Origin of the sequence: Chelatococcus sp. GCM10030263 (assembly GCF_042666455.1) — a bacterium.
Lineage (GTDB): Bacteria > Pseudomonadota > Alphaproteobacteria > Rhizobiales > Beijerinckiaceae > Chelatococcus.
In genome coordinates this window covers 101,592-116,652 of record NZ_JBHTDB010000002.1, presented here as the reverse complement: position 1 = coordinate 116,652, position 15,061 = coordinate 101,592, and the positions used below count along the sequence as shown (strand labels likewise).

The following is a 15,061-nucleotide window of genomic DNA, read 5'->3' as shown; positions in this document are numbered from 1 at the left end:
TCCTGATGGGAGGCGGTTGGATGAGGCGGGAGGGGCCAAGCCCCGCGCCAAACTAGCGGGCAGGTGCGAGGGAGGCGACGAATTTTTCCACGGTCGGCAGGATGGCCGTGGCGATGCGCCGCACGCCTTCGGCCGTCGGATGCAGGCCGTCGGAGAGATTGAGCGTCGTATTGCCGGCAACGCCATCGAGGAAGAAGGGATAGAGCATCAGGCCGTGCTCGCGGGCGAGGTCGGGATAGATCGCGTTGAACCGGGCCGTATAGTCGGGTCCGAGATTGGGCGCGGCCAGCATTCCGGCCAGCAGCACCGCAATGCCGCGTTCCTTCAGACGATTGATGATCTTCTCCAGCGCGTCCTTCGTGACGGCAGGGTCTGTGCCGCGCAGCATGTCGTTGGCGCCGAGCTCGAGGATTACGCCCTGGGTTCCGTCCGGCACCGACCAGTCGAGCCGCGCAAGGCCGCCCGAGGCGGTATCGCCCGAGACGCCCGCATTCGTGATCGTGACCGCATGGCCCTTCTCCGTCAGCATCTTCTGGAGCACGGCGGGGAAAGCCTCCGATGCCGCGAGCCCATAGCCCGCGACGAGGCTGTCGCCGAAGACGACGATCTTGACCGGTTCGGCCGCTTTCGCCGCAAAACTCGCGGCGAGCGAGACGGAAAGGACGAAAGGCAGCAAGGCCGCGGCGAGGATCGGCATGACGAACACGGTACGGGCGCCTTCACGGAAGAGGGTGACGAAGTGACGGCATTGGATCACGAGAGGATCTTTCCCATATGACGGCGGCAGAGCGCATGTGCGAGTGCCGAGTCCGGGTGCGTTCCGGAAAAAGTGATGAGCCTTTGCGGCGGAAGCGTGCTCCGGACGATTGATGTGGAGCGTGCTCCTGTCGAATGGTGCAGTCGAGACTTGTTGGGCCGATAGCGGCGGAGCAGATCGTATGGATAGGACGGCAGAGGCCGCAAGCCGGGATACGTCTCACACTCACCTTTCCAATCCCTCGCCAACAAACCCCCCGGATTCTTCACGACTGCGCGACGCCAGCCGCGCAGTCTCGGAAATGGCTATCGACCTTGCCGACGTCCACTTGAGTCTGGGGCGCGATGCGGCACGCGTCCACATCCTCAAGGGGATCTCGCTGGCGGTGCCTCCCGGCGAGGCAGTCGGTCTCGTGGGGCCATCAGGCTCGGGCAAGTCAACGCTGCTCATGATGCTCGCCGGCCTGGAGCGGCCGGACAGCGGCAAGGTGGTGGTCGCCGGCCAGGATCTCGCGTCGCTCGACGAGGATGCGCTCGCTCGCTTCCGCGGCCGCAATATCGGCATCGTCTTTCAGTCGTTCCATCTCGTGCCGACCATGACGGCGCTCGAGAATGTCGCGCTGCCGGTGGAACTCGCCGGCGGACAAGGGGCCTTCGAGCGCGCCGCCGCCGAGCTCGCGCGCGTCGGTCTCGGTGAGCGCCTGCATCACTACCCGGCACAGCTCTCGGGCGGCGAGCAGCAGCGCGTGGCCATTGCCCGCGCTACCGTCGGCCATCCGCCGATCATCGTCGCCGACGAACCGACCGGGAATCTGGACGAGGCGACCGGAGGGGGCATCGTCGAGCTTCTCTTCGCGCTGAAGCAGGACCGCCGCGCGACGCTGGTGCTCGTCACCCATGATCCGGGGCTTGCAGCCCGCTGCGATCGCGTCGTCAGGCTCCGTTCGGGCCTCGTCGAGGCGGATTCGGTGAGCGCCTGAGCAGCCCGGAGGAGATTGCCATGCACGGCTTCGTCGCCCAGGGCTCGCGCTTCGGCCGCCTGCCGCTCGTGCTGCGGCTTGCGCTACGCGAGATGCGCGGCGGGCTGCAAGGCTTCGGCATCTTCCTCGCCTGTATCGCGCTCGGCGTGGCTGCCATCGCCGCTGTCGGCTCGGTGGGGCGCAGCCTCACCGACGGCCTGGCGACGGAAGGCCGGCGCATTCTCGGCGGCGATGTCAGCATCTCCCTCGCTCAGCGCGAGGCGAGCCCGGCCGAGCTCGACTTCCTCGCGGGCCGCGGTGCGGTCTCAGGCATCGCCACCTTGCGCGCCATGGTCGTCGCCGGCGACAAGGGCTCGGCGCTCGTCGAGGTCAAGGCGGTCGACGACCGCTATCCCTCGGTCGGGGAGCTCGAGACGGATCCGCCGCTCGGAACCGATGCGCTCGCTTCGTCCGACGGCGCTTACGGCGCTTTTGCCGACCCGGTGCTGCTCGCCCGGCTCGCGCTGAAGCCCGGCGATCGCGTCACGCTCGGTCATGTCCCGCTGGTGCTCAAGGCGGCGGTGGTGTCGGAGCCCGACAAGGCGGTGTCCGGCGTCGGCTTCGGGCCGCGGCTCCTGATCTCGCAGGAGGCGCTCAGGGCCTCCGGTCTCCTGCAGCCCGGCAGCCTCGTACGCTGGACCTATCGCATCGTCCTGCCGCCCGGACAGGACAGCGATGCGGCATTGGCCGCGACGGAAGATGCGATCAGGACGGCCTTTCCGCAGGCGGGCTGGGAGGTTCGCGGCCGTTTGGAGGCGGCGCCTCGCCTGTCGCGCGAGATCGATCGGTTTACCCAGTTCCTGACGCTCGTCGGGCTCACGGCGCTGTTGGTCGGTGGCGTCGGCGTGGCGAATGCGGTCAACGCCTTCGTCGACCGCAAGCGCTCCTCCATTGCCACCCTCAAGAGCCTCGGCGCGCCGGGCGGACAGGTCGTCGCCGTCTATCTCACCCAAGTCATGCTGATGGCCCTGATCGGCGTCGCCATCGGCCTCGCGCTCGGCGCGACGGTGCCGTTCTTGCTGTCGACGGTGGGGCGCAGCCTTATTCCGCTGCCGCTCGCGCCGACGCTGGCCCCGGCGGAGCTCGCGCTGGCCGGGCTCTACGGCCTTCTCACCGCGCTCACCTTCGCGCTTCTGCCGCTCGGGCGCGCGCATGACGTGCCGGTCTCGGCGCTCTTCCGCTCCTCGGTCGACGTGGACAGGCGCATCCCGCGCAGCCGTTATCTGGTGGCGCTCGTGGCTGCCACGCTCGCCCTCGTGGTCGTGGCGGTCGTCTTCTCCTACGACCGCTGGCTCGCGCTGATCTTCGTAGTTGCCGCCGCCGCCGTCTTCGTGCTGCTCAGGCTGGTGGGGACGGGCATGATGCGCCTTGCGCGCGCTCTGCCCCACCCGCGCCGGCCAGCCGTGCGGCTCGCACTCGCCAATATGCACCGGCCGGGGGCGCTGACGCCCTCCCTCGTGCTCTCGCTCGGCCTCGGCATCACCCTCATCGTCACGCTCGCGCTGATCGAGACCAATCTGCGCAATCAGCTGACGCGCAGCCTGCCCGAGGCGGCGCCGAGCTTCTTCTTTCTCGATATTCCCGCCGCCGAGGCCGACCAGTTCCAGGCTTTCATCGCCGAGAAGGCGCCGGGCGCCGAGCTCGAGCAGGTGCCGATGATGCGCGGCCGTCTGCTGACGCTGAAGGGCATCTCCGCTGAGGACTACAAGGCGCCCGAGGACGTGCAATGGGTGCTCGACGGCGACCGGGGCATTACCTATGCGGCGCGCCTGCCGACGGGCTCGGCGCTGGTTGCCGGCCAATGGTGGCCGAGCGATTATGCCGGCCCGCCGCTCGTCTCTTTTGAGAGCGACATCGCCGAGAAGCTCGGGCTGACCATCGGCGATATCATCACGGTCAATGTTCTCGGCCGCACGATCGAGGCGCGCATCGCCAATCTGCGCAAGGTCGAATGGCGCTCGCTCGGCATCAATTTCGTCATGGTGTTCTCGCCGGCCACTTTCGCCGGGGCGCCGCATACCGACCTCGCAACGCTCACCTGGCCGAAGAGCGACACCGCGGACAATGCCGCTCTGGTGGCCCGCGAGGCCACACTCTTGCGCGAGGCTGCCGCCGCCTTCCCCGTGGTCACGAGCGTGCGGGTGCGCGATGCGCTACAGGCGGTCGACGACATGGTCTCGCAGCTGGCGCTGGCGGTGAGAGCGGCGGCCTCGATCGCGCTGCTTGCAAGCATTTTCGTGCTGGCCGGTGCGCTTGCCGCCTCGCATCGCGCCCGCCTCTACGATGCCGTGATCCTGAAGACGCTCGGTGCCACCCGCGCCCATCTGATCACCGCCTATACGATCGAATATGGCGCAATTGCCGCGGCCACCGCCGTTTTCGGATTTTTGGCCGGCTCTGTCGCCGCCGCGCTCGTAGTAACGCGCGTCATGCGGCTCGATTTCGACTTCTACCCTCTCAACGCGATTCTTGCCGCACTCACAGCGGTTCTCGTTGCCGTCGTCATCTCTCTCCTGGGGACTTGGCGAATTCTAGGTCAAAAGCCGGCCCCCTATTTGCGAGATCTGTAGCTGTCTCGCTTCTTCATCATCGCTGCTGCCAGGCTGAACTTTACGAAACGTTCATGTTCGGCGAAATTTCTTGCAGCACTTGCCGCGTGAACCGCCGGACCCTTGTATCACGGGCGGCGATGTTCCATATTCTCAACGACTGCCGAGATGCGGCAGTCCATTGGAGAGGTTCGAGAGGGAATCATGTCGGATCTGAACCGCAACACCGTCGCCTACGGCAGTGGTGTGGCACGGGCCGGAACCGCAGGGCTCGATGAGGGGCTGCGGGCCTTCATGCTCGGTGTCTACAACAACATGGTTCTGGGCTTGGCCATCACAGGTCTGGCAGCGCTCGGAACCTACACGCTCGCCGTGACCACCGATCCCGCGGCCGCTGCCGGCCAGTTCGGCAACGGACTGATGCTGACGAGCTTGGGCTATGCTCTTTATATGAGCCCGCTGAAGTGGGTCGTCATCTTCGCGCCGCTCGCGCTGGTCTTCTTCCTGAGCTTCCGGATAGCCAGCCTGCAGCCCACGACCGCGCGGCTGCTGTTCCTCGCCTATGCGGCGCTGGTCGGCCTATCGCTTTCGTCGATCTTCCTGGTGTTTACCGGGGCGTCGATCACGCGGGTGTTCTTCATCACGGCCGCAACCTTTGGCGCGCTTAGCCTCTACGGCTATACGACGAAGCGGAACCTGTCGGCCATGGGCTCCTTCCTGCTCATGGGGCTCTTCGGCCTGATCATCGCGATGGTGGTCAATATCTTCCTGGCCTCGAGCGCGCTGCAGTTCGCCATCTCCGTCGTCGGCGTGCTGATCTTCGCAGGCCTCACCGCCTGGGATACGCAGCAGATCAAGGAAATGTACTATGAGATGGACGACAGTGCCGCTGCCGCCCGCAAGTCGGTGCTCGGCGCGCTGAGGCTCTATCTCGACTTCATCAATATGTTCATGCTGCTGCTGCAGCTCTTCGGCCAGCAGCGCAGCAACTGACGCGCCTTCTCGGACGAGAAAGCCCCGGCCATGGCCGGGGCTTTCTTTATGCTCGCGAGATGAGAATTCAGCCGACGACGCGCAACGCTCGCTCCAGCACCGCAATGACCCGCGCGAGCTCGTGGCCGCGTTTCAGGATCAGGCCGGAGGCCGTCACGACGCTGTAAGCGCCCTGGCGCCGCGCGAGCTTCGGGTCCTTCTCGATGCGATAGAGGGGAACTTCCGATGTCCTGCGGAACACCGAGAAGACCGCCTTGTCTTTGAGACAGTCGATGGCGTAGTCACGCCATTCACCCGCGGCCACCTTGCGTCCATAAAGATCGAGGATCTCGCGCAGTTCCATCCGGTTGAAGGACACCACCACCGGGGCTGTCGGCGCGGATGCGCCAGGCTTGGCGACCGGACGTGGGAAGGTGGCGATCGAGGCTGACCCGCGCGGAACCTCCTGCCTCTCAGTCGTTCGTTCGGACGCGCCGGGCGGGGTCACCGGACTTGCCGCCCTCGGAGCCACGACCCGCGCCGGCGCAAGGCCGGCGTAGCGTCGCGACGAGGCCTGCTCTGCTTCGGGGCTATCATCCTCGCTCATTGCGCCTCTCTTCTGTTGCGACCTCGACGCGGCCCGAAGTCATGGGCAGCTCCGGCGCCCTGAGGCCATCCGGATGGTCCCTGCCGGCTCCGGTCCGCCGACTGCGAGCATAGACCTGCCCGCGAGGAAAGCCTGCACCGAATGGCATGATGGTGTGCGATCCGATGTCGCGCAAGTGTCACATTCATCTCAGAGCAAGCGGTCTGCTCATCCTCAGGCGCTGTCCCCAAGCCCGTCCCCCAAGCGCTTTCGCCGAATGCGCCGTCAGTAAAAAGAGGAGTGGGCACAGAATCCACATTTCCGCCGCAGAGCGGCCCATCGGCGGCCCAACTGACCGACGATAAAGACCGTGTTGCCTCGGTGGCTCGGCATTTCCTGGTGCCGGATACGTCAGCCCCCCAGCCCCCCTGCTCCAGGGAACTGCCGGGCCACTTGGCAGCGCGTACGAGTACCCTTCCTTAAAAGAGGCCGGCGGTTTACCGCCGGCCTTTTCTTTTATGGGCCACATTTGTTGGCTCGCGGGCGGAGATGACGGCCCGTCGTGGCATGCTTTTCCGCGCCAAGCGTCAGCGGTTCCGAGGCTTCGGTCCGGGATTGCCATTGTCCACCACGCGCCAAGGGGTTATCCAAAGTTGCGTGGTCATCAATGATCCATATGCCGTCGCTAGGAATGCCTAATCGATGGTGGTCGGCAAACAAGGAGGCTTCGCATGGAACGGCTCGGCACGGCGAAGGCGGATCGGAAACCTATGCCCACGCAAGCCGGCCCCGAACTCAACCGGCTGCCCGTGGATGACAAGAGCGAACGGGAACGGCTGATCGGCACGGTCGAGCAGCATCTCGCAGGCCGGGTTCCTGCCCCTCCCCAAGGTTTTGCACGGGCCCTCTTCGGTGCGACGGCCATCGAGGATCTCGAACGCTATACACCCGAGGCGATCGCCGGTTTTGCGGCAAGCGCCTATGGCCATCTCGCCGAGCCGCGTCAGGCGGGCGATGCCCCGGCGGTGAGACTGAGCGACCAGGACGTCGGCGCGGGTGGTCTCAAGCGGCAGATGACGGTAATCGAGGTCGTCAACGACGACATGCCGTTCCTGCTCGACTCCACGCTTGCCGCCCTGATGGCCCTCGGCTGGCGGGTCTTCCTCGTGGCCCATCCCATCCTTGCGGTCGAGCGTGACGGCGAAGGCCGCTTGGCTCGGGTGATGCTCGACGGTGCCGCCGCGTCGGCGCCGCACGAGAGCCTCATCCATATCCATATAGAGCGCATCGACGATGAGGGCGCCCGGCAGGCGCTCGTCGACGAGCTGGCGCGCACCTATACCGACGTGTGCCAGGCGACGGACGACTGGGACGCGATGCGTAAGCGGCTCACCGATACGGTCTCCGTGCTGCGCAACCCCCATCCGTTGATGCCGGACGATGTCGTCGCGGAGGCGATCGACTTCCTGTCCTGGCTCGCGGACGACAATTTCACCATCCTCGGTATTCGCGAATATCGCTTTGCCGGCGGCGACACGAGCGCCGATCCCGTGCATGGCACGGGCCTCGGCATCCTGCGCGATCCCGAGATCAAGATCCTGCGCCGCGGCCACGAGCTCGTGGTGATGACACCGGAACTGCGCGCTTTCCTCGCCCGCCCCGTGCCGCTCATCATCACCAAGGCGAATGTGAAGTCACGCGTCCATCGCCGCGTGCATCTCGACTATGTCGGGGTCAAGCTGTTCTCGGCGGATGGCCGGCTCGAAGGGGAGTTGCGTATCGTCGGCCTGTTCACGGCCGCGGTCTATACGGCAACAACCAGTACCATTCCCTATCTGCGCAAGAAGATCGCCGATGTCGTGGCGCGCGCCGGCTTCGATCCGGCGAGCTATTCCGGCCGGGCGCTCCTCTATGTGTTGGAGGACTATCCGCGCGACGAGCTCTTCCAGATGGACGCCGAGAGCCTCTATCGCTTCGCGCTGGAGGTGTTGAAGCTCACCGAGCGTCCGCGCGTGCGCGCGCTGGCGCGGCTCGACGCCTTCGACCGCTTCGTGTCCGTGCTCGTCTATATCCCTAAGGATCGGTACGACACGGAGGTCCGGCGGCGGGTCGGCGAATTTCTGGCGAGCGTCTTCGAGGGCCATATCTCGGCGGCCTATCCGGCCTATCCGGAAGGGCCGCTGGCGCGCACCCACTATATTGTCGGCCATTACGAGGGGACTATCCCGGCGATCGGGCAGGAGGAGCTCGAGGCGGGCATCCGCTCCATCGTGCGCACCTGGCGCGATGCGCTCGCCGAGACGCTGGAAGCGAGCATCGGCGGCCGCAAGGGGCGCGAGCTCGCGGAGCGCTACGGCGAGGCCTTCGGCGCGGGCTATCGCGAAGCCTATTCCGGCGAAGCGGTCATCGCCGACATCGACATTCTCGAGCGGCTGAGCGCCGAGCGGCCCTGGGCGGCCGATCTTTATCGCCGCGAGGGCGACGACGACACGCGCGCCAATCTCAAGGTCTTCTCCCGGGGGCGGCCGATGCCGCTGTCCGAACGCGTGCCGCTCCTGGAAAATCTGGGCTTCCGCGTCGTCAACGAGCGCACCCACCGTATCCTGCCGCAGGGCGTGCCGGACGAGGGGCGGGTCTGGCTGCACGACATGCGGCTCGAGCGCGCGGCGGGCGGCGCCATCGATGTCGAGCGCCTGCAGCCCGGCATCGAAGCGGCACTGATGGCGCTTTTCCGCGATTTTGCGGAATCCGACAGCTTCAACGCGCTGGTGCTCGAAGCGGGGCTCGCCTGGCGGGATGTAGCGCTGCTGCGCGGCTTCGCCCATTACCTGCGCCAGATCGGCGTGCCCTTCAGTTTCGGCTATCTCGCCACGGCCCTCAGGCGGAACGGGGCGGCGGCCGCGGCCATCGTCGCGCTGTTCTATGCACGTTTCGACCCACGCCTCGACGAGGCGACCCGCACCGTCCAGCAGGTCGAATGCGACGCCCAGATCGAGGCCTTGCTGCAGCAGGTCGAGAGTCTCGACGACGACCGCATCCTGCGCCACTTCGTCAATCTCGTGCATGCGGCCGTGCGGACCAATTTCTTCCAGCTGGGGGCGGACGGTCTTCCGCGGCGCACGATCGCCGTGAAATATGCCTGCGCCAAAGTGGACGGGCTGCCGACGCCGAAGCCGCTCTACGAGATCTTCGTGCATTCGCCACGCGTCGACGGCGTGCATCTGCGCTTCGGCAAGGTGGCACGCGGCGGCATCCGCTGGTCGGATCGGTCGCAGGATTTCCGCACGGAGGTGCTCGGCCTCGTCAAGGCGCAGCAGGTCAAGAACGCCGTCATCGTGCCGGTGGGCGCCAAGGGCGGCTTCTTGCCGAAGCGCCTGCCGTCACCCGGCGATCGGCAGGCCTTCATGGCCGAAGGCACAGAGGCTTACCGCATCTTCATCTCCAGCTTGCTCGACCTCACCGACAACCGCGTCGGCGAAGAGATCGTGCCGCCGGCGCTCACCGTGCGCTACGACGATGACGATCCCTATCTCGTCGTCGCGGCCGATAAGGGCACCGCGACCTTCTCGGATCTCGCCAACAGCATCGCCATCGAGCACGGCTTCTGGCTGGGCGATGCCTTCGCCTCCGGCGGCAGCCAGGGTTATGACCACAAGAAGATGGGCATCACCGCACGCGGCGCCTGGGAGGCGGTGAAGCGGCATTTCCGCGAACTCGACATCGACATCCAGGCAACTCCGGTGACGGTCGCCGGCGTCGGCGACATGTCGGGCGACGTCTTCGGCAACGGCATGCTGCTCTCGGAGAAGCTCAAGCTCGCTGCCGCCTTCGATCACCGCGATATTTTCCTCGACCCCGATCCCGACCCGGCGATCGCCCATGCGGAGCGCAAGCGGCTCTTCGCATTGCCGCGGTCGAGCTGGCAGGATTACGACAAGTCCTTAATCTCACCGGGCGGCGGTGTCTTCTCCCGCCAGGCGAAGTCGATCCCGCTGTCGCCCGCGGTCCAGGCCGTGCTCGGGCTCGCGCAGGACCATGCGTCGCCGCAGGAGGTGATGACCGCGATCCTCAAGGCGCCGGTCGATCTCTTGTGGTTCGGCGGCATCGGCACCTATATCCGGGCGAGTGATGAGACGGATGCCGCGGCCGGCGACCGCGCCAATGACGCGATCCGCGTTACCGGTGCGCAGCTCCGTGCCAAGGTGATCGGCGAGGGGGCCAATCTCGGCGTCACCCAGCGCGGTCGCATCGAGGCGGCCCTTGCCGGTGTGCGGCTCAATTCCGACGCGATCGACAATTCGGCCGGCGTCAACACCTCCGACGTGGAGGTCAATATCAAGGTCGCGCTCGCGCCCTTGATCGCGGACGGGCGTCTCGATGCTCCGGCACGGGACAGCCTGCTCGTCGGGATGACCGACGAAGTGGCGCGTCTCGTTCTTACCAACAACTATCTGCAGACGCTCGCGATCTCCATCGCCGAGCGGCGCGGCGCCGGCGAACTCGGCTTCACCCGCCGCCTCATGCGGGTGCTCGAAGCGGAAGGCCGGCTCGATCGCGCCGTCGAGTTTCTCCCCGACGATGCGGCTCTGGCGCAGCGCCAGCAGCGCGGCGAAGGGCTGGCGCGGCCGGAGATCGCGGTCGTTATCGCTTATGCCAAGCTCGCGCTGCACGACGCCATTCTCGCGAGCCCGGTGCCGGACGATCCCTATCTCGCCGGCGAGCTGATGCGCTACATGCCAAAGCCCTTGCGCGAGCGCTATCCCGATGCCGTCACCGGCCATCGCCTGAGGCGCGAGATCATCGCGACGCAGCTCGCCAATGCCATCGTCAACCGCGGCGGCCCAACCGTCGTCACGCGGCTCGCCGACGAGACCGGCGCGGACGCCGCCACTATCGCAGCCGCCTATGCCGCCGTGCGCGACTCCTATGGGCTGATCGAGCTCAATGCCGGCATCGACGCGCTCGATGCGCGGATCGGCCATGCGGACGACGACATCAACGCCGCCATTCAGCTCGACCTTTATGCCGGGCTGCAGGATCTCATGGTCGACGGCCTCACCTGGTTCATCCGCAATGCGGATTTCCGCGCGGACGGCATCCAGAAGATCGTGGCCCGCTATCGCCGCGGCATCACCGCGGTGGAAGCGGCCTTGCCGCGGGCGCTCCCGCCGGAGGCGAGCGCTGCGCTCGTGGCGCGCAGCGCCGATCTCGCCAGGGCCGGCGTGCCGGCTGAACTCGCCCAGCGCCTGGCGGCCTTGTCCGAATTGGGTGCGGCCCCCGACGTCGCGCGCATTGCCCAGGCGACCGAGCGAAGCGCCGGCGAGGTTGCGGCCGTGCATTTCGCCGTCGAGACCAGCTTCCGGCTGCGCGAACTGGCCGCTGCGGCGCGCGACCTGCCAGCGCCGGACTATTACGACGGCTTGGCGCTGGGACGTGCGCTCGGCGCACTCGCCGGTGCCCATCGGCGGCTCACGGCGGAGGTCGTCGCGGTCACGGGAGCAGCCGAGGATGCCGCGGGCGCCATGGCGGCCGTGCACCGTTGGGCGGAAGCACGCGGCGGTGAGGTGGAGCGTATCCGCGCCATGGTGGACAATATCGTGGCGGCGGGGCTCACGCTGTCGCGGGTGACGGTCGCCGCCGGGCTCGTCGGCGATCTCGTCAAGGCATGACGGAACAGGGCGAGCGGCAGCGGGCGGCGCCTCGCTTCACGCGCGCCTTCCGCCAGAAGTTCGCCGAGCTCATCGCCTGGCGGCGGGATGTGAGGCGCTTTACCGGTGCGCCGCTCGACGAAGCGAGGCTCGATCGCCTCCTTGAACTTGCCATGCATGCGCCGTCCGTCGGCAACAGCCAACCCTGGCGCTTCGTCGACGTGCGCACGCCCGCCTTGCGTCAGGCGATCATCGCCGAATTCGAGCGCTGTAACGCCGAAGCCCTCGCGGCCTATGACGGCGAGCGGGCCGGCTGCTATGCGCAGCTCAAGCTCGCCGGCTTGCGGGAAGCGCCGGTGCATCTCGCGGTGTTCAGCGAGGAAAATCCGCAGGCGGGCCACGGCCTCGGCCGCGCCACGATGCCGGAGACCGTGCATTATTCCACGCTGATGGCAGTCCATACCCTGTGGCTTGCAGCGCGCGCCGAGGGGCTCGGCGTCGGCTGGGTGTCGATCCTCGATCCGGCACGCGTCAAAGCGGCGCTTGACGTGCCGGCCTCCTGGAGGTTTATCGCCTATCTATGCATCGGCGAGCCGTGTGAAGAACATCTCGATCCGGAGCTCGTCCGCCACGGCTGGCAGGCCCCCCTGCCGATCGAGGTCGTTGTCCACCGCCGTTGACAGTCGAGTTGGTGCCGATTTCCTCGCCGCAGCTTTCGCCCTCACAGTCTTCGGCAGCGGTTGTCCCGGCGCCTGGACCTGCCTCCACATCGGGCTTCCCGCCGCGGCGCGCGGTGGTCGCCTGGGTGTTTTTCGATTGGGCGGCGCAGCCCTTCTTCACCCTCGTCACCACCTTCGTTTTCGCACCGTTTTTTGCCGCATGGCTCGCATCCGATCCGGTCACCGGCCAGAGCCTGTGGGGCTATGCGACGGGCATCGCCGGGCTCGTCATCGGGCTCACCTCGCCGGTGCTCGGCGCGGTCGCCGACGCAGCCGGCCCGAAGAAGCCCTGGATCGCCTTCTTCGGGGTATTGCTCGTCATCGGATCTGCGGCGCTCTGGTGGGCAGCACCGGGCACGCCGGGCGCGGTGCCGCTGGCGCTCCTTGCTTTCGGGCTCGCTACAATCGGCGCGGAATTCGCCACCGTCTTCAACAATGCCATGATGCCGCGTCTCGTGCCGCCGGCGCGCATGGGGCGTCTCTCCGGCACGGGCTGGGCGATGGGTTATGTCGGCGGGCTCGTTTCGCTTGCCGTCGTGCTCGTCTTCTGTGCGGCCTCGCCGGAGACCGGCAAGACATTGGCCGGGATTGCTCCGCTCTTCGGCCTCGATCCTCGTGCCGGCGAAGGCGACCGGCTGGTCGGGCCGCTATCGGCGGTCTGGTTCGTGATCTTCACCCTGCCCATGTTCCTGATCACGCCGGACGTGCCGCCGACCGGCATCGGCATGCGCCGGGCGATAGGCGGAGGCTTGGCGGCCTTCGGCGAAACGCTGCGTGAGATCCGGCGCCTGCGCCAGCTCGGCCGCTTCCTGATCGCCAATATGGTCTACCAGGACGGCCTCGTCGCGCTGTTTGCCTTCGGTGGCATCTATGCCGCCGGCGTCTTCGGCTGGGGCACCATCGAGATCGGCGTTTTCGGCATCCTGCTGACGCTGACCGGGACCATCGGTGCCTTTGTCGGCGGCTGGCTGGACGACAGGATCGGCGGCAAGCGCGTCATTCTCGGGTCGCTTACGGTGCTCGTCCTCTGTTGCATCGGCATTCTGTCGCTTGGGCGCGAGCATATCCTCTTCGTCATGCCGACCGGCCCTATGGTGGGCGGCGCGGGGCTCTATGGCCATATCCCGGAAAAGGTCTATGTCGCGCTCGGGCTGGCGATCGGGCTCGTCGCCGGGCCCTTGCAAGCGTCCTCGCGCAGTCTTCTCGTCCGGCTCGCACCGCCGGAAAGGGCAGGGCAGTTCTTCGGTTTCTTCGCGCTGTCGGGGAAGGTGACCTCCTTCCTCGGGCCGACGCTCGTGGCGCTCGCTACCCAGCTCTTCGCAAGCCAAGGCGCGGGACTTGCCGTGCTGATCGGCTTTTTCGCCCTGGGCGGCTTCCTGATCGCCGGCGTCAAGACGCGCTGAACATCCGTCTTTGATTGGACGGCTCTCTGTCACCCCCCCTTGAGAGGGAGGGTCGGCGAGCAATGAGCGAGCCGGGGTGGGGTGGCAAGGTTCCGGCGGCTGCCAATCACCCCCTCCCGCCGCGGCAATGCCGCGGCGACCTCCCCCCTCGAGGGGGAGGTGACACCGCGCTCCGTCGTCGTTCGAGAATGAATGTCTAGGGCTGCCAGGGCTCGCCCTCGGCCGTCTCCGCCTCGTCCGTGGCGATGCCGTCGAGCCTGCCGAGCACGGCGCGCAGCACCTCCTTGACCCCGAGACCGGAGGCGGCGGAAATCACGAAGGGGGTTTTCCGCGCGGCCCGCTTGAGCCGCGCCACCTGTTCCCGGCGCGTGTCGTCGTCGAGGGAATCGGCCTTGGTCAGCACCACGATCTCCGGCTTTTCGCCGAGGCCGTGGCCATAGGCTTCGAGCTCCTCGCGCACGGTCTTGTAGGCCTTTCCGGCATGCTCGCCGGTGCCGTCGACGAGATGCAGGAGAACGCGGCATCGCTCCACATGGCCGAGGAAGCGATCGCCCAGGCCGTGCCCCTCGTGCGCGCCCTCGATGAGGCCGGGGATGTCGGCGAGCACGAATTCGCGGCCGTCGATGCCGACGACGCCAAGCCCGGGATGCAGCGTGGTGAAGGGATAGTCCGCGATTTTGGGCTTGGCCGCGCTGACCGCGGCCAGAAATGTCGATTTTCCGGCATTGGGCAGGCCGACAAGGCCGGCATCGGCGATGAGTTTCAACCGCAGCCAGATCCACATCTCGGTGCCCGACTGGCCGGGGTTGGCATGGCGCGGTGCCTGATTGGTGGAGGTCTTGAAATAGGCGTTGCCGAAGCCGCCGTTGCCGCCGCGCGCCAGCACGACCCTCTGACCGATCTCGGTGAGGTCGGCCAGCAGCGTCTCGCCGTCCTCGGCATAGATCTCCGTGCCTTGCGGCACCTTGAGCACGACATCAGGGCCGCGCGCGCCGGTGCGGTTCTTGCCCATGCCGTGGGTGCCGGAGCGCGCCTTGAAATGCTGCTGGTAGCGGTAGTCGATCAGCGTGTTAAGCCCCTCGACGCATTCCACCACGACGTCGCCGCCGCGGCCGCCATCGCCGCCGTCCGGCCCGCCGAATTCGATGAACTTCTCGCGCCGGAAGGAGACGCAGCCGGCGCCGCCGTCGCCCGAGCGAATATAGATCTTGGCCTGGTCCAGAAACTTCATTTGTCTACTCCCGCCCACTGCGGGACGAAGGCGTTCCCTACATGAGGCCTGGGCTCACCGCAATGCGGTGCATGCCAGCCGTCCTCGGCTATCACCGCACGGCCCTGTAGCAAACGCGAGATCGGCAACGCGCGTTGCATCGCCGCCTGCATCTTTTGGCCTCAGGTTGCGCTCCATT

The 15,061-nt window shown here is 66.9% G+C and carries 9 protein-coding genes; 6 read left to right on the top strand and 3 right to left on the bottom strand.

The window, feature by feature from the left end; all coding sequences use genetic code 11:
• Nucleotides 1–52 precede the first annotated feature (52 nt).
• On the bottom strand, nucleotides 53–697 hold the full coding sequence (locus ACFQU1_RS00495) for an arylesterase (RefSeq protein ID WP_378129690.1): 645 nt from the start codon (nucleotides 695–697) through the stop codon (nucleotides 53–55).
• Between the two features lie 361 nt (nucleotides 698–1,058).
• On the opposite strand from ACFQU1_RS00495, the gene ACFQU1_RS00490 reads away from it, so the two are divergent.
• The 3 genes from ACFQU1_RS00490 to ACFQU1_RS00480 all read left to right on the top strand — a co-directional run bounded on the left by ACFQU1_RS00490 (nucleotide 1,059) and on the right by ACFQU1_RS00480 (nucleotide 5,317).
• On the top strand, nucleotides 1,059–1,736 hold the full coding sequence (locus ACFQU1_RS00490) for an ABC transporter ATP-binding protein (protein WP_378128245.1): 678 nt from the start codon (nucleotides 1,059–1,061) through the stop codon (nucleotides 1,734–1,736).
• A 20-nt stretch (nucleotides 1,737–1,756) separates the two neighbouring features.
• Nucleotides 1,757–4,345: an ABC transporter permease gene (locus ACFQU1_RS00485; RefSeq protein ID WP_378128244.1), complete on the top strand. Its 2,589-nt coding sequence runs from the start codon at nucleotides 1,757–1,759 to the stop codon at nucleotides 4,343–4,345.
• A gap of 183 nt (nucleotides 4,346–4,528) precedes the next feature.
• Complete coding sequence (locus ACFQU1_RS00480) at nucleotides 4,529–5,317, top strand: Bax inhibitor-1/YccA family protein (RefSeq protein WP_378128243.1); 789 nt, start codon at nucleotides 4,529–4,531, stop codon at nucleotides 5,315–5,317.
• 67 nt (nucleotides 5,318–5,384) lie between these two features.
• On the opposite strand, the gene ACFQU1_RS00475 is transcribed toward ACFQU1_RS00480, so the two are convergent.
• Nucleotides 5,385–5,738, bottom strand: a complete 354-nt coding sequence (locus ACFQU1_RS00475; protein WP_378129688.1) for a DUF2794 domain-containing protein — start codon at nucleotides 5,736–5,738, stop codon at nucleotides 5,385–5,387.
• A gap of 914 nt (nucleotides 5,739–6,652) precedes the next feature.
• On the opposite strand from ACFQU1_RS00475, the gene ACFQU1_RS00470 reads away from it, so the two are divergent.
• The 3 genes from ACFQU1_RS00470 to ACFQU1_RS00460 all read left to right on the top strand — a co-directional run bounded on the left by ACFQU1_RS00470 (nucleotide 6,653) and on the right by ACFQU1_RS00460 (nucleotide 13,652).
• Nucleotides 6,653–11,551: an NAD-glutamate dehydrogenase gene (locus ACFQU1_RS00470; protein ID WP_378129686.1), complete on the top strand. Its 4,899-nt coding sequence runs from the start codon at nucleotides 6,653–6,655 to the stop codon at nucleotides 11,549–11,551.
• Nucleotides 11,548–12,210, top strand: coding sequence for a 5,6-dimethylbenzimidazole synthase (gene bluB, locus ACFQU1_RS00465; RefSeq protein WP_378128242.1), 663 nt, complete (start codon nucleotides 11,548–11,550; stop codon nucleotides 12,208–12,210). The genes ACFQU1_RS00470 and bluB overlap by 4 nt, the downstream gene beginning before the upstream one ends.
• Nucleotides 12,211–12,335: 125 nt before the next feature.
• Nucleotides 12,336–13,652: an MFS transporter gene (locus ACFQU1_RS00460; protein WP_378128241.1), complete on the top strand. Its 1,317-nt coding sequence runs from the start codon at nucleotides 12,336–12,338 to the stop codon at nucleotides 13,650–13,652.
• A 196-nt stretch (nucleotides 13,653–13,848) separates the two neighbouring features.
• On the opposite strand, the gene obgE is transcribed toward ACFQU1_RS00460, so the two are convergent.
• Complete coding sequence (gene obgE, locus ACFQU1_RS00455) at nucleotides 13,849–14,883, bottom strand: GTPase ObgE (RefSeq protein ID WP_378128240.1); 1,035 nt, start codon at nucleotides 14,881–14,883, stop codon at nucleotides 13,849–13,851.
• Between the last annotated feature and the right edge of the window lie 178 nt (nucleotides 14,884–15,061).

Excerpts from the sequence above, each read along its gene's own strand:
- ACFQU1_RS00495 (WP_378129690.1), bottom strand. The coding sequence starts at position 697 with ATGCCGATCCTCGCCGCGGCCTTGCTGCCTTTCGTCCTTTCCGTCTCG.
- ACFQU1_RS00490 (WP_378128245.1), top strand. The coding sequence starts at position 1,059 with ATGGCTATCGACCTTGCCGACGTCCACTTGAGTCTGGGGCGCGATGCG.
- ACFQU1_RS00485 (WP_378128244.1), top strand. The coding sequence starts at position 1,757 with ATGCACGGCTTCGTCGCCCAGGGCTCGCGCTTCGGCCGCCTGCCGCTC.
- ACFQU1_RS00480 (WP_378128243.1), top strand. The coding sequence starts at position 4,529 with ATGTCGGATCTGAACCGCAACACCGTCGCCTACGGCAGTGGTGTGGCA.
- ACFQU1_RS00470 (WP_378129686.1), top strand. The coding sequence starts at position 6,653 with ATGCCCACGCAAGCCGGCCCCGAACTCAACCGGCTGCCCGTGGATGAC.
- bluB (WP_378128242.1), top strand. The coding sequence starts at position 11,548 with ATGACGGAACAGGGCGAGCGGCAGCGGGCGGCGCCTCGCTTCACGCGC.
- obgE (WP_378128240.1), bottom strand. The coding sequence starts at position 14,883 with ATGAAGTTTCTGGACCAGGCCAAGATCTATATTCGCTCGGGCGACGGC.